The sequence below is a fragment of the Acrocarpospora pleiomorpha genome, from assembly GCF_009687885.1.
Classification (GTDB): domain Bacteria; phylum Actinomycetota; class Actinomycetes; order Streptosporangiales; family Streptosporangiaceae; genus Acrocarpospora; species Acrocarpospora pleiomorpha.
On sequence record NZ_BLAF01000068.1, the window covers coordinates 1 to 20,351 of the forward strand.

Sequence of the window (20,351 nt, forward strand, 5' to 3'; positions counted from 1 at the left end):
AAGCGGAAGCCAATCTGGGGTTCTCCCATCCGCCTATGCCTTTGGTCTGTCCGGGCTTCGACCGACCCCGGCTGTTGCGCTGGTTCGCGTGGGCGACCACGGTGCTGGCGGGGCCGGGCGGAGCCCGGGGGGAAACAAAGGGAGGGTGGGTGGGAGATCCACCGGACCTTTAAGCGCGTTCTCTCGGCAACGGTCGGTGTTGGCGGGGCTTGCCGCCAGGGCCGCCCGATTGGCCGATCAATTTGGTGAGCTCGGTCTCTTCGACGAGGCCGAGTTCGCCCGCATGCTTTCGATTCGCGCGCTGCTGGCCGCGGGTCGTACTGCGGAGTCCCAGCGGGTGGTGTGGTCGCGTGACAACCGGAAGGTCTCGCTCGAAGTCCGGCTGATGCGGCATCTGACCGCGGCCGAGTTGGCTCGGGCCGATGGCCGGAGTGGGCAGGTTATGGCCGAATTGCGCGCGGGACTGTCGCTGGTGGACTCGCGTCGGGCCCGCATGGGCAGCCTGGACATGCGGACCGGAGCGGCAGGGCTTGGCCTCGATCTCGCTCGCGCCGGATTGGCCGCCGCGCTCGAACGCGGATCGCCGAGGATGGTGTTCGACTGGTCGGAACGTTGCCGCGCCCAGGCGTTCCGGCACCGCCCTGTCCGCCCGCCGCACGATGAGGCCAGCGCCGAGGCGCTCGCCGAGCTGCGCCAGCTCAGCCAGTGGATCAGGACCAACCCGGCACAGGCCAGGCAGGAGCCACGGCTGCGTGAACGCTGCCTGGAGCTGGAGCGATTGTTGCGCGAGAAGGTCTGGCAGTCGCCGGGGGAGCGGGAGGGCAACGCGCTCTCCTCCTCGCGCGCGGTGACCGACGAACTGGCCGCCGCCAACCTGGCCATGCTCAGCCTGCTGAACGTGGGCGGCCAACTGCTCGGCCTGGTGGTCCGCGATCACCGGATCAGCCTGCACCCGCTCGGCGACTACGCACCCATGGCCGAGGCGGCCCGCAAGCTGTCCGCCGACCTGAGTGCGCTGGCCGGACGGAACCGTCCCGCCCGCATCAGGGAGGTGATCGCCGCTTCGGCCCGCCGCCAACGCGCCATTCTGGGAGGCACACTCCTCGCACCTCTCTTGCCTGCGCTACACGGCACCAACCGCGCAGGTGGCACTAACCACACAGCTGGCGCTAACCGCGCTGACGGCACTAACCGCGTAGATGGCGCTAACCGCGCAGACAGCACCAACCGCGTAGATGGCACTATCCGCGAAGGTGGCGTCAGCGGTGTAGGAGGCGCCAATGGTGCGAGTAGAGCGAATCGTGCGAGCGGGATCGTGATTGTGCCTACTGGCGCACTTTCGGGAGTGCCGTGGTCCTTGTGCGATGAGTTGTCCGGCCTGCCGATCGTGGTGGCGCCATCCGCGCTCGCCTGGATGACCGCGCAGCGCAATCGTCGTGCCCCGGCTCCCGGTGGGGGTCCGGTTCTGGTCGCCGGTCCCGACCTGGACTACGCCGAGGCCGAGATCCGGACGGTCGCCGCGATCCATCAGGGCAGCCGTGAACTGGTCGGTGAGAAAGCCACCGTCGAAGACACCCTGGCCGCGCTGAACGGTGCCCAGCTTGTTCATCTCGCCGCGCACGGCCATCACGAACGCGAGAATGTGTTGTTCTCCCGGCTGGACCTCCGGGACGGGCCGCTTATGGCCTACGACCTGCAACGTCTGGAGCTCGCCCCCCGCCATGTGGTGCTCTCCGCCTGTGACCTGGGCCAATCTGTCGTCCGCTCGGGTGATGAGATCCTCGGCTTCACCGCCGCCCTGCTCTACCTCGGCACCCCAACCGTGATCTCCAGCGTCACCCCGATCCCGGACGACGTGGCCGCGCACGTCATGACCGCCTACCACCGCGAGATCGCCCGGGGAGCCGAGCCCGCGGCGGCATTGGCCATCGCGTGCGAAGGTCAGGAGTCCGCCAGCTTCCTCTGCTTCGGTTCAGGCTGAGAACGGGGCGCCAGGTTGCTCGCCGTTATCCAGCGCCGTCCACATGGGCGCTGGTTCTCGCCGCACCGGCGCCCAATGAGCCCGAGACTTACGCGCGACTCCCAGTGTGCCGCCCGGGCTTGGCCCACTTCGGCTGAAACTTTAGCAAGATTGGTGAAAGTTTCGAGCGGTGAGGTCTGTAAACGCAGGTCGGTGGCGTGTGCTCGGTCGGTCGATTGCTTGGGGTCAGGGGGACTGGTTACGTTTCGGGCCTCCTGTCGAAAGGCTCATGATGGCCAGACGCTTTCCGATTTTTCCTGTCTTGTTGTCGTTGACGGCGCTGTTGGGGGCGATCGGGGTCTCCGTGGCCATGCCCGCCAACGCGGCCGTCGTCGGCGGGTTCGATTTCGATCGGGCCCAGGTGTCCGTCACCGGGCTCCAGGTGCCGTGGGGGATGGCCTTCCTCCCGGACGGAAGCGCCCTCGTGTCCGAACGCAACACCGGGCGGATCATGCAGGTCCGTCCTGGTCAGACGCCGACCGCGGTGGCCACCATCAGCGGGGTGTCGGCGTCGGGCGAGAGCGGCCTGCTCGGGATCGCGGTCTCCCCGAACTATGCCACCGACCAGTGGGTCTACGCCTACTTCACCACCAGCACCGACAACCGCCTGGTACGGCTCCGCCTCAGCGCCCCCACCACCCAGAACGTGCTCTTCTCCGGGGTGCCCCGCAACACCATCCACGACGGCGGCCGGATCGCGTTCGGCCCGGACGGCATGCTCTACGTCTCCACCGGCGACGCCGCCACCACCGCCAACGCCCAGAACCTCAACTCCCCGGCCGGGAAGATCCTCCGGATGACCCCGGACGGCGGCATCCCCGCCAGCGGCAACCCGTTCGCGAACTCCCGCGTCTACAGCTACGGCCACCGCAACGTCCAGGGCCTGGCCTGGGACTCCCAGGGCCGCATGTACGCCTCCGAGTTCGGCCAGAACAACCTCGACGAGATCAACCAGATCGTGGCGGGCGGCAACTACGGCTGGCCGACCTGCGAGGGCTCGTGCAACAACCCGTCGTTCCGTAACCCGATCATCTCCTGGACCACGGCCGAGGCGTCCCCGAGTGGCCTGGCGTACGCCAACAACACGCTGTTCGCCGCCGCCCTGCGCGGCACCCGGCTGTGGACGGTCACCCTGAACGGCTCCGGCGGCGCGGCCTCCGCGCTCGCCCAGCTCCAGAACGCCTACGGCCGGCTGCGCGCGGTCGCCGTCGGCCCCGACGGCTGGCTCTGGGTCGCGACCAGCAACCGGGACGGCCGCGGCACCCCGGTGGCGGCCGACGACCGGATCATCCGGATCCCCCCGGCCGGCGTCTCCCCGTCACCCTCGCCGAGCGTGAGCCCGCCGGTCGACACGATCCCGCCGACCACCCCGGGCGCGCCCACCGCGTTCAACGTCACCAACTCGGCGGCCACGCTCAACTGGCCGGTCTCCACCGACAGCGGCGGCAGCGGCCTGGCGGGCTACAACGTCTACCGGGAGCAGGGCGCGACCGACCCGCTGCTGGCGCAGACCACGAGCAACTCCTCGACGCTCACCGGCCTGACCGCCAACACCCAGTACCAGGTCTACGTCCGAGCCCGGGACGGCGCGGGCAACCTGTCCGGCAACTCGCCGACGGTCACCTTCACCACCACGGGCGGGACCACCACCGGCGGCTGCTCGGCGGCCGGCACGGTGCAGACCCAGTGGGGCAACGGCTACGTCATCCAGCCGCTGACCGTCACCAACACCGGAACCACCGGGATCAACGGCTGGACGGTCACGTTCACGCTCCCGGCCGGGCACACCGTCACCGGGTCGTGGAACACCACGCTCACCGTCAGCGGGCAGACCGTGACCGCCCGCAACGTCGGCCACAACGGCACCATCGCGGCCGGCGGCAACGTCCAGTTCGGCTTCCAGGTCAGCCGCCCCAACGGCAACACCGCGACGCCGTCCGGCTACACCTGCACCTCTCCCTGATTCGGGGCGCCCTTGTCCGGTACGGCTCCCCCCTTGAGGGAGGGTGCGGGAGCCGTACCGGCTGGGGTTATCAACTGGCGGTGAGGAGTTCCACCGCCGCCTGCGCGTTGGCGCGGGCCGCGCCGTAAGTCGCGATGTAGGCGGCGGCGTCGGGACGCCAGATCGGCAGGCCCATCTCGACCACGATCGTGTCCGGCCGTGCCGCCAGCAGCCCGCTGATCAGCGCCTGGCTCTCCGGGTAGCGGTGCGCGTCCTTGACCACCACGATCAGGGACCGGCCGACGGCGGCGGCGAGCAGCGCGCCGGGGCTGGCGTCCGCGGGTTTCACCCGGACGATCTCCGCCTCGGGCAGCCAGGGCGCGACCCCCCACGGCACGTCGCCGACCGCGATGGTGGGCGGCGTGTCCACCTCCACCACGTACGGATCGACCAGCGGCGCGGCCGAGCCGGTCAGGCGGACCGCGCGGCGGGCCGCGTCCAGGCCGACCACGTTGTCGTCGGCGGAGTCCTGGACCAGCGCGAACCAGTCCCGCATGCGGTCCACCCGGGCGGCGGCCTGCTCCAGCCGCGCCACCGGCAGCACCCCGTCGCGAACCGCTTCGACGATCGCCGCGAGCACCCCGCGGATGTCGTCGTAGGTCGGCACAGGACCCAGGCAGAGCAGGTCGGATCCGGCCAGCAGCGACCGCACGGCGCCGCCGCCGAGGCCGACGCTCTTGGTGATCGCGTGCATGTCCAGGGCGTCGGTGATCACCACCCCGTCGTAGCCGAGCTCGCCGCGCAGCAGCCCGGTCAGCGCGGCCCGGCTGAGCGTGGCGGGAGCGTTCCCGGTCAGGTACGGCACCGACACGTGCGCCGTCATGATCGACCGGGCCCCGGCCTCGATGGCGGCCCGGAACGGGACCAGTTCCCGCTCCCAGAGCAGCTCGGGCGCGGCGTCCACCAGCGGGATCTCCAGATGCGAGTCCTCCCGGGTGGCCCCGTGCCCGGGGAAGTGTTTCACGCAGGCGGCCACCCCGAGCGACTGCAGCCCGCGCACGGCCGCGACCGTGTGCCGGGCCACCAGCTCGGCCCCGGCCCCGAACGACCGGGTGCCGATCACCGGGTTGTCGTCGGCCGTGTTCACGTCCGCGACCGGCCCCATGTCCAGGTTGACCCCGCACCTGGCCAGGTCGGCCGCGATCGACCGGTAGACCCGCTCGGTCAGCTCCACGTCGTCCACGGCGCCCAGCGCCGCGTTGCCCGGGTAGGGGCTGCCCGTGTGGTAGGCGAGCCGGGTGACGTCACCCCCTTCCTCGTCCAGCGAGACGATCGGCCGCGCGGCGCCGCCGAGCTGCCGGGTCAGGGCCGCCAGCTGGGCGGCGTCCTCGACGTTGAAACCGAACAGGGTGACGCCGCCGAGCCCGTCCTCCAGGTCCCGGAGGACCCAGTCGGGCGCGGTGGTGCCGGGGAAGGAGGCGAGCAGCGACGCGGCCGCGAGACGCCGCAGCCCCCGATCGCCGATGCTCGCGCTGTTTGCAGGCATGGCTGTCTCATGCTCCTTGGATGGATGGGATGCCGGGTACGGCCGCCGCCTCGTGAGCGGCGGCCGTACCGGCTCAGGGGATCAGCCCTTGACGGCGCCCGCGACGAGGCCGGAGACCATGCGCCGCTGCACCAGCAGGAAGAAGATGACGACCGGGATCGTCATCAGGGTGGAGCTGGCCATGATGGCGCCCCAGTCCGTGCCGCGCTGCCCGAAGAAGTACTGCAGGGCGACGGGCATGGTGTAGCCCGACGAGTCGGACATCAGAATCAACGCGAAGATCAGTTCGTTCCACGCGGTGATGAAGGAGAAGATGCTGGTCGCCACCAGTCCAGGCGCCACCAGCGGGAAGAGCACCTTCCAGAAGGTGGTCATCCGGGAGGCGCCGTCGATCCAGGCCGCCTCCTCCAGCGACTTGGGCACCGCGGCGACGAACGTGCGCAGCATCCAGATGCCGAACGGCAGGGTCAGGCCGACGTTGACCACGATCAGGCCGAGCAGCTGGTCGTACAGGCCGAGGCGCTTGACGCTGAGGAACAGCGGGATGAGCAGCGCTTCGGCGGGGATCATCTGGGCCATCAGCAGCGCGATCAGGAAGCTGGTGCGGCCCTTGAACCGGAACCTGGCCACGGCGGTGGCGGCCAGCAGCGCGAACATCGAGCCGACCAGCACGGTGCCGAGGGCCACGATGGCGCTGTTGCGCAGGTAGAGCCAGATCGAGTTGCCCGCCACACCTTCGGTGAGCACCTTTGTCAGGTGGTCGAACGTGAAATGGGTGGGGAACGGGACGAACTCGGTGGTGAAGATCTGATCGTTGTCCTTGAACGAGGTCGCGATCATCCAGTACACGGGGAACACCGCGAACAGGAACACCAGGGTCGCCGTGGTGTTGAGCACGATCTTGTTCAGGCGCTTGCGGCGGAGCGGGTTCACTGGATCTCCTCCGACTTCACCATCTGCCGGATGTAGAAGGCGGTGACGACGAGCAGGATCACCGTCAGCACCACCGCGATGGCCGCGCCGCTGCCCATCTTCGGCGGGCTGCGGAACGCCTCGGCGAAGGAGTACATGGACAGGTTGAAGGCCTCCCGGTTGGTCGGGCCTCCGATCAGCACGTAGAGCTGGCTGAAGACCTTGAAGTCCCAGATGATCGACAGGATCGTGAGGACCGCGAAGACCGGCTTGAGCAGCGGGAAGGTGATCTTCCAGAAGGTCCGCCAGGGCCCGGATCCGTCGACCGTGGCGGCCTCGTAGAGCTCGGCCGGGATGCCCTTCAGACCGGCCAGCACGGAGACCGCGATGAACGGGAAGGACGCCCACAACACGGTCAGGATGAGCACCAGGTAGACCGTGATCGAGTCGTTCAGCCAGGGTTCGCCGGTCCAGTCGGCCCGGCCGAACAGCATGGTGGAGAGCCAGTCGGGGAGCAGGTTCAGCGCCCAGTTGATGATTCCGGCCTCGGCGTCGAACAGCCAGCGCCAGATGACGCCCTGCGCGACCGGGGGGACGGCCCACGCCGACATGATGCCGATGATGACGAAGGTGGACATCCGCTTGCTGAGCTTGTTCAGCAGCACGCCCACGGCGGTGCCGAGGATCAGCGTGAGGGACACGGTGATCACGGCGAAAGCGACGGTGTTTCGGAGCGACGACCAGAAGATGTCGTTATCAAAGATCTTGGTGTAGTTCTCCCAGCCCAGCCATTCCGCCGGCCGCTTCCCGCTGATCTGCGGCAGTCCCACCTTCTGGAAGGACATGACGACGACCTGGATCATCGGGTAGAGCAGCAGACCGGCGATCACCAGGATGCCCGGGATCAGCAGCACGTAGGGGATGGCCTTGGGTGGGAGTCCACTCGCCTTTGTGGGGCGGTGGGACCTTCTGCGACGCCGCTCCGGGGCGGAGGAGGTGCCTCCGCCCCGGGCGATCGTTGACGCGTTCGTCATGTCGCTACTGGTTCAGGATCTCTTCGAGTTCCTTGTTGGCCGCGGCGAGCGCCTCATCGGCCGTGGCCTTGCCCTCGATGACCGAGCGGGCCGCGTTCTGCAGGACGGCCTTGGTCTCGTTGGCCTCGGTCCAGTTGGGGTCGGCCGGGAACGCCTTGGCCTTGGCGAAGGCCGCCGCGAAGGGGGCCTGCACCGGGTCGCTGGCCAGCGAGGCCAGGGTGTCCGGGTAGACCGGGAGCAGGCCGCCGTCCTTGGCGTAGCGGTCGGCCCACTGCTTGCTGGTGGCGAGCTTCACGAACTCGGTCGCCAGCTCCTTGTTCTGGGCGTTGCCCCAGACGGCGATGTCGTTGCCGCCGAAGAACGCCGGGGCCTCGCCGCCGGCCTTGGCGGGCAGCGGGAAGAAGGCCAGCTGGTCGGCCTTCACCTTGCCCTTGCTGTCGGTCTCGATGCCCGGGATGTCCCACGACGCGGTCAGGTACATGCCGACCTTGTCGTTGGCGAAGCGGGTCCGGATGTCCACCGTGTTCTGGGTCAGCCGGGCCTTACCGGACAGGCCCTCGGTGACCAGGTTGGTGTAGGTGGCGAAACCGGCCTTGAAGGTCGGGTCGGCCAGCTTGCCCACCCACTTGTCGCCTTCCTTGACCGCGTACTCGCCGCCCTCGGACCAGGCCAGCGCGCCGAGCAGGTGGTTGGCGTCGGAGCCGCCGTTGAAGGCGAAGCCGTCGACGTCCTTGCCCTTCTCGGCCTGGATCTTCTTGGCCGCCGCGATGACGTCGTCCCAGGTCTTCGGCACCTCGATCTTGAGCTCGTCGAACCAGTCCTTGCGGTAGAGCACGGCGCGGGTGCCCGCGCCCCAGGGCAGCGCGTAGACCTCGCCGTCGATGGTCTCCAGGCCGAGCAGGTTCTTGGGGATCTGCGCCTGCTCGCCCGCGCCGACTACGGCGGTGATCGGCTCGAGCGCCTCCTGGCTCTGCCACAGCGGCACCTGGTCGTTGCCGATCTCGGTCACGTCAGGGCCGGCGCCGCCCGCCGCCGCGGCGGTGAACTTGTCGTTCACCTGCGGCCACGGGATCCACTCCAGCTTGACGTCGGCGCCCGTCTGCGTCTTGAACTCCTTGATCAGGTCGTCCATGTACGCCTGCGACGGCGGGTTGGTGTCGCCGAGCCGCCACATCGTCAGGGTCTGTCCGGCGAACTTGGGCCCGGTCGCGGTGGGCGCGGCGGCGGCCGAGGGCTCGGTGCTGGCGGGGTCAGTGCCACCACAAGCGGCGACACCCAGTGCTAGCGCGGCGGTAATGCCCGCGATCTTCACGATCTTCACGTTGGGTTCTCCCTTCCCGGCTTCACGTCGAGGTGTGGGGTGGTCGGCGAACCGCGCACCTCGGGGTTCCCGACGGTCGGCGTCTGTGGCATCCCGGGGCTTGATCGCTTGCCTACGGGATGACTGCCGCTAAACTAACAAGAAACTTTCTTAAAAGAAACCTGTGTTAGCGGATCGTGACGAGAGACGAGAGGGGAGGCGGCCAGTGTCCCAACGACCGGGAACGCCCAGGCTGCTACGCCAGATCAATGACAGAGCGGCCCTGGAGCTCCTCCTCTCCCAAGGCCCGCTCACCCGGGCTGAGCTGGGGGAACTCACCGGGCTTTCCAAGGTCACCTCTGGCCAGCTGCTGTCCAGGCTGGAGGATCGCGGGCTGGTGCGGACCGCCGGGGAACGGGCCGGCGGGCGTGGTCCCAACGCCGCTCTGTACACGGTCAATCCGTCCAGCGCGTACGTGGCCGGGCTCGAGGTGCTGCCGGACCGGGTGACCGCCGGGGTGGCCGACATCACCGGGCAGACCGTGGCCGAGGTGACGGTCGACCCGACCGAGGCCGCCGATCCCGTCAAGATCGTGCACAGCGCGGTGCAGCGGGCCTGCGCGACGGCGGACGTGGCGATCTCGCAGCTGCGCTCGTTCGTGATAGGGACCCGGGGCGTGGTGGATCCACGCAGCGGGGATGTGCGGTACTCGTTCGACCTGCCCGCCTGGCACATGGGCGTGCTGGCCGGGCTGCGGACCAGCCTCGGGCAGCCGGTGCGGATCGAGAACGACGTCAACCTGGCCGCCCTGGCCGAGCAGGCGTATGGCGCGGCGGCCGGGCAGGACGACTTCGTGATCCTGTGGGCGGGGGTCGGGCAGGGGCTCGGGGTCATGCTCGGCGGGCGGCTGCATCGGGGGATCACCGGGGGCGCGGGGGAGATCGGGTGGCTGCCGGTGCCGGGGGAGCCGCTGCCGCTGAACGTGACCGAGCCGCAGTCGGGGTCCTTCCAGCGGCTGGTCGGCGGGCACGCGCTGTCCGGGCTCGCGGCCACGCACGGGATCGACGGCCCGGCGTTCTTGCCGACGGCCGCGCCGCCCGGGTTCGACGTCGCCCATCTGGTCCGTACGGCTGTCGCCACCGGCCAGGACGACTTCCTGACCGAGCTGGCCGGGAGGCTGGCGGTCGGAGTGGCGGCGGTGGCGGTGGTGCTGGATCCGGGGCTGATCGTGTTGAGCGGGGATGTGGGGCGGGCGGGGGGTCCGGCGCTGGCGGCGCTGGTGGAGGAGGCGGTGGCCCGGGTCTGTCCCAGCAGGCCGAGGGTGGCGGTGACCGAGGTGGAAGGGAATCCGGTGTTGCGGGGGGCGTTGCTGGCCGCTCTGGACCAGGCGAGGGAGCAGGTCTTCTCCGATACCGTCTAGCGTTATGGATGATGTTGTGCTGATCTCCGATCCTCGGGTGGCAGGGGTTACGGTCGAGGAGTGCGGGGAGGTGTTGAGCGATGTGCGGGGGCGGCTGCGGGTGGATGACCGGCTGGCCGATCCCGCGGGGGCGTTCGCGTTGTTACGTGAGGGTCTGGTGACCCGGCTGGAGGCGGCGGAGCGGTCGCTTCCGGCGGGGTATCACGTGGTGGTCGTGGAGGGATACCGTCCGGCGGCGCTGCAACGGATGTACTTCACGGACTACCTCAACGACTTACGGGCGAAATTTCCGGAAAAATCGGAAGATGAGTTGTTTGTGGCGGCCAGTCGGTACGTGTCGCCGATTGAGGTGGCTCCGCATACCGCCGGGGCCGCCGTGGATTTAACGCTTTGTGATGATTTAGGCGTCGAGTACGACATGGGGACGCAGGTCAACGCCACCCCGGAGGAGAGCGCGGGCGCGTGTTACACGGCGGCGCCCGGCATCTCCGGGGAAGCGCGGCGGAACAGGAAGATCCTGATCGCCGCGCTCGAGGGGGCGGGCCTGGTGAACTATCCGACCGAGTGGTGGCACTGGTCATATGGGGATCGGTACTGGGCGATGGTCCGGCATGCCCGGGCCGCCCTTTACGGGCCGGTCGAGTCGCCCCTTCCCGCCTGACGCCAGCGCAGGTGACCGGCCGGATCCACGGTGATCAGGTGACCGGCGTGGGCGGTGAGGGTTAGCGCTCCGGGCGCGTGGCCGAACGGGGACCATTCGGTTTCGCGGTCGGTGAAGGGCAGGCGCGCGTGGATTCGGCCGCGGCTGTCGAGAGCGTACAGGCGGCCGTTCATGCCGCTCATCGAGATCGCTCCGGCGGCGGGCCCGATGTCGCGCCACCCGGGTGAGCCGGCCTCGGCGAACGGCAGCGCCCAGAGGCGGTCGGCCGCGGTCGCGGCGAAGAACGTGCCGTCGGAGACCGCCAGGGCGATCGTGCCCTCCGGCGTCCGGGTCACGTCGGTCCAGAGACTCGTGCGGGTGCGGAGCACACCGTCGGGCGTCACGCCGTAGAGGTTGGTGCCCAGCCCGCCGACGGCCTCGCGGGGGGAGTCCAGGCAGCTCACATCCCCTGCCCAGCCGATCGGCTGCCAGGGCAGGTTCTGGGCGCACAGTTCGCGGTGCATGAGCACGCCGTCGGCGGTCACGCCGTACAGGACGGACCCGGCGGCGGCCAGCGCGCGGATGTCGGCGGCGGGGCCGATCACCTCCCAGCCCGGCTCGGCCGGACGGGACAGCCGGTCGATCACGTTGCGGGTGATCCGCTCCACCATCGGATCGTGGATCGTGTTCCCCCAGTTCACCGAGGCGGCGTTGAACACCGTGCCGAGGCCGCTGGTGAACACGCCCATGGTCGCCCAGCCGCCCTGCCCGCCGACACTCCAGTGGCGCAGGTCCGCCGTGGCCAGCACCACGAACGACGGAGGCGTGCCATCCCGGCAGGTCGCCCTCGGCACGCCCATGACCTCGGCGAACTCGGCCGCGTCGGTCTCGTAGCCGAGCGCGCCCAGGCCGAACTTGTCGCCGTCGGTGAGTTCCGTCCCCGCGAAGACCCAGTGGTCGGCGAAGCGCGCGGTGTACGACTCCTCCCGCATCAGCCGCATGTACGGCCCCCAGGTGCCCGCCCCCGCCCGGAAACTGGTCCCGGTCAGCGTGTTCTCCGGGCGCAGCACCGGCGCGTTCGACCACTCGACGGTGGTCAGCCGGGGATCCTCGACCGGATCGGTGGCCGCGTCGCGGTAGCAGACCATCTCGCGGCCCTCCATCCTGATCTGCCACCAGCAGGTGTTGCCGGACAGGAACGCGATGTTGCCGCCCCGCCGGACATACTCCTCGCAGGCGTCCCGCATGCCCGCCGTCCAGTACTCGTCGTGCCCGTTGACGATCAGCAGCCGGTAGCGGGACAGCAGCTCGAGCGACAGGTCGAAGCCGGAGCAGTATTCGACCTGGTATCCGGCCGGGCCGAGCCAGCGCAGCAGCCCGTCCTCCCAGCGCTCCGGCGGCGGGCCGCCACCCGGCCGGTCGAAGGTGACCCTGGCCGCCCGGTCGGGCTGCTCGGTCCAGTAGATGCTCTCCCCTGGCACCCCACCCCGGTTGTACGCCTGCCACGTCGCGAACGGGATCGACACCAGGATCGGCGCGACCGGCTCCGCCTGCCGCACCACGAAATACACCTCGTCGTCCTGCTCGTGCGGTGTTCCCGGAAGATCTCCCGTGGCACGGGGCACCAGCACGTCCGGTTCCGGATCCCCTTCGGTGAACCGGGCGCGATACAGCGAACTCGGCCAATCCTCCGGAATGTCCAGAACCCACGAGGGCCCTTCGACCCGCGCCGTCAGCATCAGGCGATCATTGGTCGCGTCGTGCACGGCCACCCCGGCCGGACCCTCGAAGCGGAACTCCAGGCGCTCGCCCTGCGCGCGGGACATCGCCGTCGCGTACGCCGCGATCACCGCAGCGCCGCCTCGACCAGCAGATCCTCCAGGCCCCGCAGGAAACGTTCCATGTCGGAACGCGCCAGCCAGCGCGTGTCGGCCGTCACCGACACGTCCATCGTCCCGCTCACATGCACGCAGAACCGGCAGTTCAGCTGATCCTGGCTCATCGGCCAGGTCAGCGAGGTCTCCCCGAGCGCCCGCCGGATCAGCACGTCATCCCGATAGACCGCGTGATCGGCGAACCGCATGTCATTGAAACAGCAGTACGGATGCACCGGCGTCCCCCGATCCTCGCTCACCTCCGCCAGCACCCGGGCCCGGTCGGCGGGATCGTGATACGCGCTCCGATACGCACGCAACGCCGCCGGCCTGGCCAGCGCCAGCAACTCGTCGAACCTGACCTTCTCCACGTCCAGCACGAACAGCCCCTCCTGCGCCATCGTGCTGACCGCGCCCCGGGTGTCGGCCCTGAACCGGTTGCTCACGATCGGCAACATCGCCACCGTGTCATGCCCGGTCGTCTGCGCCACCAGCGCCGTCACCGCCGTCAGCAGCACGTTCGAGGTGCTCGTCCCGTGCTTGACCGCGATCCGCTGCGCGGCCAGGTCGATCGCCGGAGAGCGCAGCGAAGCCCGCCAGATCGGCGGATCCTCCCCGGCCTCCGACGGCACCTGGAACATGGTAGGCGGGATCCGGCGATGCTCCCGCTCCCAGTGCGCCGCCGCCTCGGCCGCCACCCGGCGGCCGTCCCGCGACCGCTGCCAGCGGGCGATGTCCAGCGGCTGCGGCGGCCGGGACCCGCGCGGCTCCCCCCTGAGCAGGAGCAGGCGCAGGTCCCTGACGGCCTCTTCGGCGCCAAGGCCGTCCGCCGCGAGATGGCAGAACACCATCACGATGTGGGTGACGTCCGGCCCCGAGGTCACCAGCCCGGCCCGCAGCGGCCACTCGCGCGCGTAGTCGTAGGCGGGGGCGGTCAGCTCGGCCAGCAGCTCGTCGGGGTCGTCCCCGAGGGCGACCGGGAACTCGCCGGCGGCGTGCAGGCGCTGGTGGCCGTCCTCGACCAGGGTGCGCAGGGATTCGTGCCGTTCCACCAGCCTGGCCAGCGCCCAGCATGCGCCGTCGACCGAGGCGGGGCGGGCGCCGAGCCGGATCACCCGGCCGAAGTTGAAATAGTGGTCGTCGGGGACGGTCCGCTGGATCGCCTCCCAGATCGCCCGCTGGCCCCAGGTGAGCGGCGCGTCACCGCTCCGTTCGCCCGCGAAGGGCACGCTCGTCATCGGGCGGCCAGCCAGTCCGCCAGACCCCCCACGCTGTCCAGGAACGACACGTCCGCGCCCAGGTCGATCTCCACGTCGTACTCCCGCTCGACCGCGTCGATCAGCCGCATCTGGGCGAGCGAGGTCACCCCCAGGTAGGACAGCGGCACCGACGCGGCGAGCACCTCGGCCGGGGTGAGCTGGCCGTCACACGACTCCGACACGAGCTGCGCCAGTCTTTCCTTCATTGCTTACCTTTCGTTCCAGGCCCACGAGATCGTCGGGGGTAGCGTCGGGCACCTCGTCGTCGAACCGCGCGAGCGTGCGGGTGGCCATCGCGCCCGCCGCGACGATCGCGATGAACGCGCCGAAGACCAGGTACATGACCCCGATGTCGCCCAGCAGCCGGGTGCCGAGCGGGGCGATCACGCCGACGCCGATCGGGATCGTCGACCACGCCACCATCTGGTTGAGCGCGAACACCCGGCCGTGGAACCGTTGCGGGACCTTGGTCTGGATGATCGTCGCGTATACGCCGTTGACGAGGGCGAGGCCGAAGGAGACGCAGAACGCGCCGATCCCGATCACCGGGAGCGCGTCGGTCAGGCCGACCAGCACGCAGGATACGGCGATGAGCAGGGTGGTCAGGAGCATGCCGCGCATCCGGCGCCGGGCGGGGCCGCCCCACAGGCCCATGGTCAGGCCGCCCGCGACCGCGCCCGCTCCGGCCGCCAGGGCGATGGCGCCCGCGTCGGCGAGGGTGCCGAACTCCAGGACCAGCGGGGAGTACATCAGGAAGACCGGGGAGAGGCCGAGCGAGAGCAGCGCGAAGAAGATCACCATGGCGCGGAAGCTGCGGTTGCCGATCGACATGCGGAAACCCTCGGCGATCTCGCGGCCGACCGGTTCGCGGCGGCGGTGCGCCATCGTGGCCGGGAAGGCGATCAGGGCGAGCACGACCAGGGTGGCGAGATGGCCGGCGACGTCGATGATGAGGATGCCCTGCAGGCCGACGACCGACATCAGGCCGACCGCCGCGAGCGGGGCGATGAACTGGGCCACGCCGAGGGTCATCTGGGCGACGCCGTTGGCGTGGCCGAGGTAACGCTTGGGGACGAGTTGCGGGACGGCCGAGGTGAAGGCCAGGCGCTGGCAGGTGAGGGCGATGGAGAGGGCGGGGAGCAGGGCGTAGAGGTGCCAGACCTGGAAGGCGGAGGTCCAGATGAGGACGGCGGTGGCGGCTTGTACGGCGAGGGCGGCGGTGTTGCCGGCGATCATGATGGTGCGGCGGCTCGAGCGGTCCACGAGGGCGCCGGCGAGGGGGGCGACGAGGATGCCGGGGATGACGGCGAGGACTTGCAGGATGGCGAGCTGGGTCATCGAGCGGTTCTGGAGGTAGACCCAGAGGGGGAGGGCGAACTCGGTCAGCGTCGAACCGACCAGGCAGATCATCTGGCCTAGGGCGACGGCGAGGAATCGGCGAATCGTCGGTTCGGGACTCTTTGACGCTCTGCCGCTGGTCGCTGTTCTGGTGGTCGTTCTGTCGTGGGTCGCTCTGCCGCCGGTCGCTGTGTCGTGGGTCGTTCTGTTTCCGTTCGGGGGATTGGCGGTCATGTTCTTGCCGCGCGGATGATCCCCTGCCACGACGGTGGTGGCTTTGACGAGGGTCCTGCTGGAAGCCTGGGCAGCCGTGTGTGGACCTGTGTGGTCGATCGTGGGATCGGCTGTTTGGTTGGTCGTTTGGTCAGCCGCGTCGTCGTCCGTAGGGGCGGGCCGGGTGACGATCGCGGCCAGTTCTTGGGGGCGATATTTCAGGAAATAGTGGCCGCCTTCGTCGAGGACGACGAGGTGGGTGCTGTCGGTGATGAAGCCCCACTCGCGGTAGCGCTCTTCGTAGTAGTCGGTCGCCGGGTCGTACTCGCCGACGACGGAGATGATCGGGGCGCTGAGCTTGCGGACGTTCGCGTCGATGAGGCCGGTGAAGTAGTCCTCGGCCGCGCGGGCGTCGTGGCGCATGTTGCGGATGACGAACGCCTTCTGCTCGTCGTCGAGGCCGGAGAGGTCGGCGCCGAGCGCGGTCAGCCAGGTGAGCTGGTTGCGGTCGCTGCGCAGGCGTTCGAGGCGGGTGAGCTTGGCCCAGCGGCCCATCAAGCCCTTGGTCGGGCGGGCGAACGGGAAGATTCCGCCCAGGTAGATGGCGTCGATCGGGCGGCCTCGCGCTTCCAGCTGCCGGGCGATCTCGATGGTGAGCGCGCCGCCGACGCCGCAGTGGCCGTACAGAGCGAGCGGGCCTGTGACGGTCGAGATGATCTCCTCCGCGCACCGCTCGGCCACCTCCGCGAGCGGCCGCGGCTCCTCGACCAGCCCAAGATCATGCCCGGGTACGGCTACCGAATACAGCGCCCATCCATCGGGGAGCGCGTCGGCGAGCGGCTGGTAGACGACCGCACTCCCACCGCCGTAGGGCACACAGACGAGGTTCCGCACACCTGTTTGCGGTCCGCCTGGTTGCCGTGCCCCTGCCTTCGGTGCGCCGGCATCCGGTATGCGGGCTTTCGGCGTGTGGGCCTTCGGTGCGCTGGCTCCTGGCGTGCGGGGTTCTAGCGCGCCGAGGGCTTGTCCGCCCGATCCGCGTTCGCCCGATCCGTGTCCGGCTGGTCCGTGTCCGGCTGGTCCCCGTTCACCAGGTTTCGGGGAGGCTGTTTTCGTCAGCCGGTATAGCAACCCTCGGGAGACCGGGGCAGACCTGGCCAATGCGGCAAGTTCGCGGACGGTTGGATGCTGGAACAGGTCCATCAAGCCGACCGGGTTGCCGTTCTCGGGGAGTTCGCGGCGTAGCCGGGCGATGATCCGGGTCGCCAGCAGGGAATGGCCGCCCAGGTCGAAGAAGTCGTCCAGCACGCCCACCCGCTGGAGTCCGAGCGCTTCGCACCAGGCCGCGGCGATGATCTCCTCGATCTCGTCGGCGGGCGGCTCGAACGGGACGTCCTGGTCTGGACGGGTGTCCTCGGGGGCCGGGAGCGCGGCCCGATCGACCTTGCCATGGCCTTTGAGTGGAAGTTCATCGAGCCAGACATAGCGGGTGGGGATCATGTATTCCGGCAGCCGGAGTCCCAGCACCCGGCGCAGCTCGCCCACACTGGGACGCTCCGAGCCCGCTTCCGCGACGAGATAGGCGACAAGCTCCCCGTCGCGCGCGTCCACGACACCATGCGCGATGGCCGGAATCCGCCGGAGGTTCTCGTCGATCTCCCCAAGCTCCACCCGGTAGCCCCGGATCTTCACCTGAAGATCGCTACGACCAAGAAACTCGAGATCCCCGGAGGGCAACCAGCGTGCGAGGTCACCGGTCCGATATATCCGGCCATACGGCGAGGAGACGAACTTCTCCGCCGTCAGATCGGGACGACCGAGGTACTCCCGCGCCAGCCGATCCCCACCGATGCAGAGCTCACCCGCCACCCCGATCGGCGCCGGCCTGCCATGCCGATCCAGCACGAACAGCTTCGCGTGCCCGAGCGGCTGCCCGATCGGCGTGATCGGCCCGGTCGGCTCCTCATCCGCTGAGATCCGGTACGTGGCGACCCCGACCGTGGCCTCGGTCGGGCCATAGTGATTGACCACCGGCCCATGCCTGGCCAGTTCCCGCGTCCACTCCCAGCTCGATCCTTCCCCACCCAGGATCAGCAGCCGCCGCGGCAACAGGCTCCGCACATCAGCCACATCAGCGGCAAGCGCCGCCAAATGCGACGGAGTCATCTTCAGGTAGTCGATCCCACCCATATGCTCAGCCAACTCGGGCCCAGAGATCCTGGACGGAAGCAGCCGCAGCGTCCCACCCGTCATCAAGGACAGGTAGAACACCGTCATCCCAAAGTCGAACGCGAGCGACTGCAACAGCGCGAAACTCGCCCCTTCCCCGACCCCGAACCGCTCCCGCACATCAGCCAGGTAATTCATCACCTGCCGGTGCTGAACCGCGACCCCCTTCGGCCTCCCGGTCGACCCCGAGGTGTAAATCACATAAGCGAGATCGTCCGGACCCGCGACCGCGGGAACTTCGGGATGCCGGCGAGGGTTTGCCTTTGCTCTCCCGTCGGAGCCTTCGATCGAACTCTCCCCAGGACCGGCCTTTGTGCGATCGCTGGAGCCCCTGGGCGTGGGTTCGTGGGTGGCCGGTGTGCTTCCGCTGGAAGTTTCGGGGGCGAGTTCTACGCGACCTGCCTTTGTGTGATGGCTGGGGCTCTTGGGCGTGGGTTCGTGGGTGGCCGGTGTGCTTCCGCTGGAAGTTTCGGGGGCGAGTTCTACGCGACCTGCCTTTGTGTGATGGCTGGGGCTCTTGGGCGTGGGTTCGTGGGTGGCCGGTGTGCTTCCGCTGGAAGTTTCGGGGGCGAGTTCTACGCGACCTGCCTTTGTGTGATGGCTGGGGCTCTCGGGCGTGAGTTCGCGGGGATATGCCTGTGCGCTTCCATCCGGTCTTGCGGTGAAGAGCTTGCTGGAACTTGTCGTTCGGATGCCGTTCGAACCTTGGGCCGCGTGTTCGTCGGGGTTTGCTGTTCTCGTGAGTAACGCCGGTCCCGCATCCGTGATCAGGACTTGGGCGCCTGAATCCGCCAGCATGTACGCTCGGCGGTCTTCTGGCTGGTCCGGGTCGAGGGGTACGTACGCGCCGCCCGCCTTCATGACCGCGACGATCGACACCGCGATATCGATCGACTGCTCCTGGCAGATGGCCACGCGCACGTCGGGTCCTACGCCGAGCGCGCGCAACTCTTTGGCCAGAGCGTTTGCCTTGGTGTTCAGGTCGGCGTAGGTGAGGGACGCGTTGCCGTACCGGATGGCGGGGGTTTTCGGGACGCGGCGGGCGGTTGTTTCGATGAGTTCGGCCAGGGTTTCCGCTGGGCCGGTCGGGGGAGTGGAGGGTGCTGTGCTCCAGCTGGTCAGGAGGGCGGTTTCATCGTCGGCGACGAGGGCGAGCTCGGATATCGGCTGGTCCGGGTCGGCGGCGATCGCGTGGAGCAGGGTTTCGAAGTTGGCGGCGAAGCGTTCGATGGTGGGGCGGTCGAACAGGTCGGTGCTGTAGACGAAGAATGCGTCGCCGGTGGGGCTGATCTCCAGGGAAAGGTCGAATTTCGCCTGGTGGAAGCCGGGGTCGTAAGGCTCGGCAATGATTCCGGGGAGGGCGAGCCCGGGATTGTGCTCGTTCCGGAAGCTGAACTGGGTCTGGAAGACGGGGGTTCGGCTGAGGTCGCGGGTGACGCCGAGTTCGGTGACAAGGCGGTCGAATGGGGTGTCGGCGTGAACGAACGCGTCGATCGCCGTGCGGCGAGTTCGTTTCAGCAATTCACGGAAACTCGGGTCGCCGGAGAGGTCGGCGCGGAGGACGACCGTGTTGAGGAAGAAGCCGATAAGTGGTTCGACGTCCTCGGTATCGCGGGCGGAGACGGGGGTGCCGACGCAGAAGTCCTCGGCCCCGCTGTAGCGGGACAGTTGCGTCTGGAAAGCGCTCAGGAGCAGCATGAACAGGGTCACCCGCTCGCGCCTGGCAAGCTGGGTGACCTCGGTGATCAGGGCTGCGGGCAGGCGATGGGCGACGCAATCGCCGCGGGAGGCCCGGATTCTTGGGCGCGGCCTGTCCGTGGGGAGATCGAGGGTGGGGGCGTTGGCCAGGCGCTCGCGCCAGTACGCGGTGTCGATCGGGCGGTCGTGCTGGTGCCTGGCGTGGTCGGCGTACTGGAGGGGGAGGGCGGGGAGTTCGCCGCCCGCGTACAGGGTGGAGATCTCGTCGAGGAGCAGGCCCAGCGACCAGCCATCCCCGGCGATGTGATGCAGAACGATGACGAGGATGTGTTCCTCGGGATTTATCGCGATAAGAGCGGCCCGTAGGACGGGACCGGTGGCGAGGTCGAACGGCTGGTTGCTCAGCTCGCTCACCATCGTCCGCGCGTGCTCCTGGCTCGTGGCGGCGCGGCGTTCGAGGCCGGGCAGGGTGTCGCCGACGAGTTGCACCGGCCGGCCGTCGATCGCCGGATAGCTGGTGCGCAGGATGTCGTGACGTCGGACCACCTCGGCGAGCGCGCGGTCCAGCGCGTCCGGGTCGAGTGGGCCGAGCAGGCGCTCGGTCACGCAGATGTTGTACGACGCGTCGTCGGGGTTCAGCTCGTGCAGGAACCAGAGACGCTCCTGGCCAAGCGAGAGCGGTATCGCCGTGACGGCAAACATCGTTCCTCAAGTGATCGGACGAATGCAGCACGAAGTGCCGAGCGTAGACAGGCTCGGTCTGTTAACTGGAAAGATTCTTTGCAATTAGCTGACGGCGTCAGTCTGGCACGGAGCCGCGCTGGCCACAACCCCATCAATCCCTTTGCTGGTCGGGGCTGCCGATGGCGCTCCCCCTTGTGGCTGGGACATTTCCCATGCCAGACTGGCCGCGTCGCTAACTGGAA

Annotated in this window: 12 protein-coding genes; 4 read left to right on the forward strand and 8 right to left on the reverse strand. The window is 69.0% G+C overall.

The genetic code is table 11. The annotated features are described in order from the left end of the window. Positions 1-229: 229 nt before the first annotated feature. Entirely contained in the window at positions 230-1,981 is a 1,752-nt protein-coding gene (locus tag Aple_RS41250) for a CHAT domain-containing protein (RefSeq protein WP_155350221.1), read from the forward strand. Between the two features lie 310 nt (positions 1,982-2,291). Next, complete coding sequence (locus Aple_RS55125; RefSeq protein ID WP_246265110.1) at positions 2,292-3,983, forward strand: PQQ-dependent sugar dehydrogenase; 1,692 nt, start codon at positions 2,292-2,294, stop codon at positions 3,981-3,983. Positions 3,984-4,053: 70 nt separating this feature from the next. Here the strand turns inward: Aple_RS55125 and Aple_RS41265 are convergent, their stop codons facing one another. The 4 genes from Aple_RS41265 to Aple_RS41280 form a co-directional block, all read right to left on the reverse strand. Further along, on the reverse strand, positions 4,054-5,508 hold the full coding sequence (locus Aple_RS41265; protein ID WP_155350222.1) for a glycoside hydrolase family 3 protein: 1,455 nt from the start codon (positions 5,506-5,508) through the stop codon (positions 4,054-4,056). An 81-nt stretch (positions 5,509-5,589) separates the two neighbouring features. Further along, positions 5,590-6,441 (reverse strand): carbohydrate ABC transporter permease, encoded by an 852-nt coding sequence (locus Aple_RS41270; RefSeq protein ID WP_174889948.1) that lies wholly within the window; start codon positions 6,439-6,441, stop codon positions 5,590-5,592. Next, positions 6,438-7,454, reverse strand: a complete 1,017-nt coding sequence (locus tag Aple_RS41275) for a carbohydrate ABC transporter permease (protein WP_155350223.1) — start codon at positions 7,452-7,454, stop codon at positions 6,438-6,440. Before Aple_RS41275 ends, Aple_RS41270 begins: the two co-directional genes overlap by 4 nt. 4 nt (positions 7,455-7,458) lie before the next feature. Further along, complete coding sequence (locus tag Aple_RS41280; protein ID WP_155350224.1) at positions 7,459-8,775, reverse strand: extracellular solute-binding protein; 1,317 nt, start codon at positions 8,773-8,775, stop codon at positions 7,459-7,461. 205 nt (positions 8,776-8,980) lie between these two features. On the opposite strand from Aple_RS41280, the gene Aple_RS41285 reads away from it, so the two are divergent. Next, positions 8,981-10,174, forward strand: coding sequence for an ROK family transcriptional regulator (locus Aple_RS41285; protein WP_155350225.1), 1,194 nt, complete (start codon positions 8,981-8,983; stop codon positions 10,172-10,174). A gap of 4 nt (positions 10,175-10,178) precedes the next feature. Continuing rightward, on the forward strand, positions 10,179-10,835 hold the full coding sequence (locus Aple_RS41290) for a M15 family metallopeptidase (protein ID WP_155350226.1): 657 nt from the start codon (positions 10,179-10,181) through the stop codon (positions 10,833-10,835). Here the strand turns inward: Aple_RS41290 and Aple_RS41295 are convergent. From Aple_RS41295 to Aple_RS55130, 4 genes are read right to left on the reverse strand one after another with little or no spacing between them, the layout of a single operon-like run. Continuing rightward, positions 10,802-12,664, reverse strand: coding sequence for a N,N-dimethylformamidase beta subunit family domain-containing protein (locus tag Aple_RS41295; protein ID WP_155350227.1), 1,863 nt, complete (start codon positions 12,662-12,664; stop codon positions 10,802-10,804). The two genes, Aple_RS41290 and Aple_RS41295, sit on opposite strands and share 34 nt — an antisense overlap. Beyond that, positions 12,661-13,926 (reverse strand): condensation domain-containing protein, encoded by a 1,266-nt coding sequence (locus Aple_RS41300; protein WP_155350228.1) that lies wholly within the window; start codon positions 13,924-13,926, stop codon positions 12,661-12,663. Before Aple_RS41300 ends, Aple_RS41295 begins: the two co-directional genes overlap by 4 nt. Further along, positions 13,923-14,153 carry an acyl carrier protein gene (locus Aple_RS41305; RefSeq protein WP_155350229.1) on the reverse strand — a complete coding sequence of 77 codons (231 nt, stop codon included), beginning with the start codon at positions 14,151-14,153 and terminating at the stop codon, positions 13,923-13,925. Before Aple_RS41305 ends, Aple_RS41300 begins: the two co-directional genes overlap by 4 nt. Then, positions 14,113-20,127: a non-ribosomal peptide synthetase/MFS transporter gene (locus tag Aple_RS55130; RefSeq protein ID WP_246265111.1), complete on the reverse strand. Its 6,015-nt coding sequence runs from the start codon at positions 20,125-20,127 to the stop codon at positions 14,113-14,115. The genes Aple_RS41305 and Aple_RS55130 overlap by 41 nt, the downstream gene beginning before the upstream one ends. Positions 20,128-20,351: the final 224 nt, after the last annotated feature.

Coding starts and splice junctions, on each gene's coding strand:
- Aple_RS41265 (WP_155350222.1), bottom strand. CDS start 5,508: ATGCCTGCAAACAGCGCGAGCATCGGCGATCGGGGGCTGCGGCGTCTC.
- Aple_RS41275 (WP_155350223.1), bottom strand. CDS start 7,454: ATGACGAACGCGTCAACGATCGCCCGGGGCGGAGGCACCTCCTCCGCC.
- Aple_RS41290 (WP_155350226.1), top strand. CDS start 10,179: ATGGATGATGTTGTGCTGATCTCCGATCCTCGGGTGGCAGGGGTTACG.
- Aple_RS41300 (WP_155350228.1), bottom strand. CDS start 13,926: ATGACGAGCGTGCCCTTCGCGGGCGAACGGAGCGGTGACGCGCCGCTC.
- Aple_RS41305 (WP_155350229.1), bottom strand. CDS start 14,153: ATGAAGGAAAGACTGGCGCAGCTCGTGTCGGAGTCGTGTGACGGCCAG.
- Aple_RS55130 (WP_246265111.1), bottom strand. CDS start 20,127: ATGTTTGCCGTCACGGCGATACCGCTCTCGCTTGGCCAGGAGCGTCTC.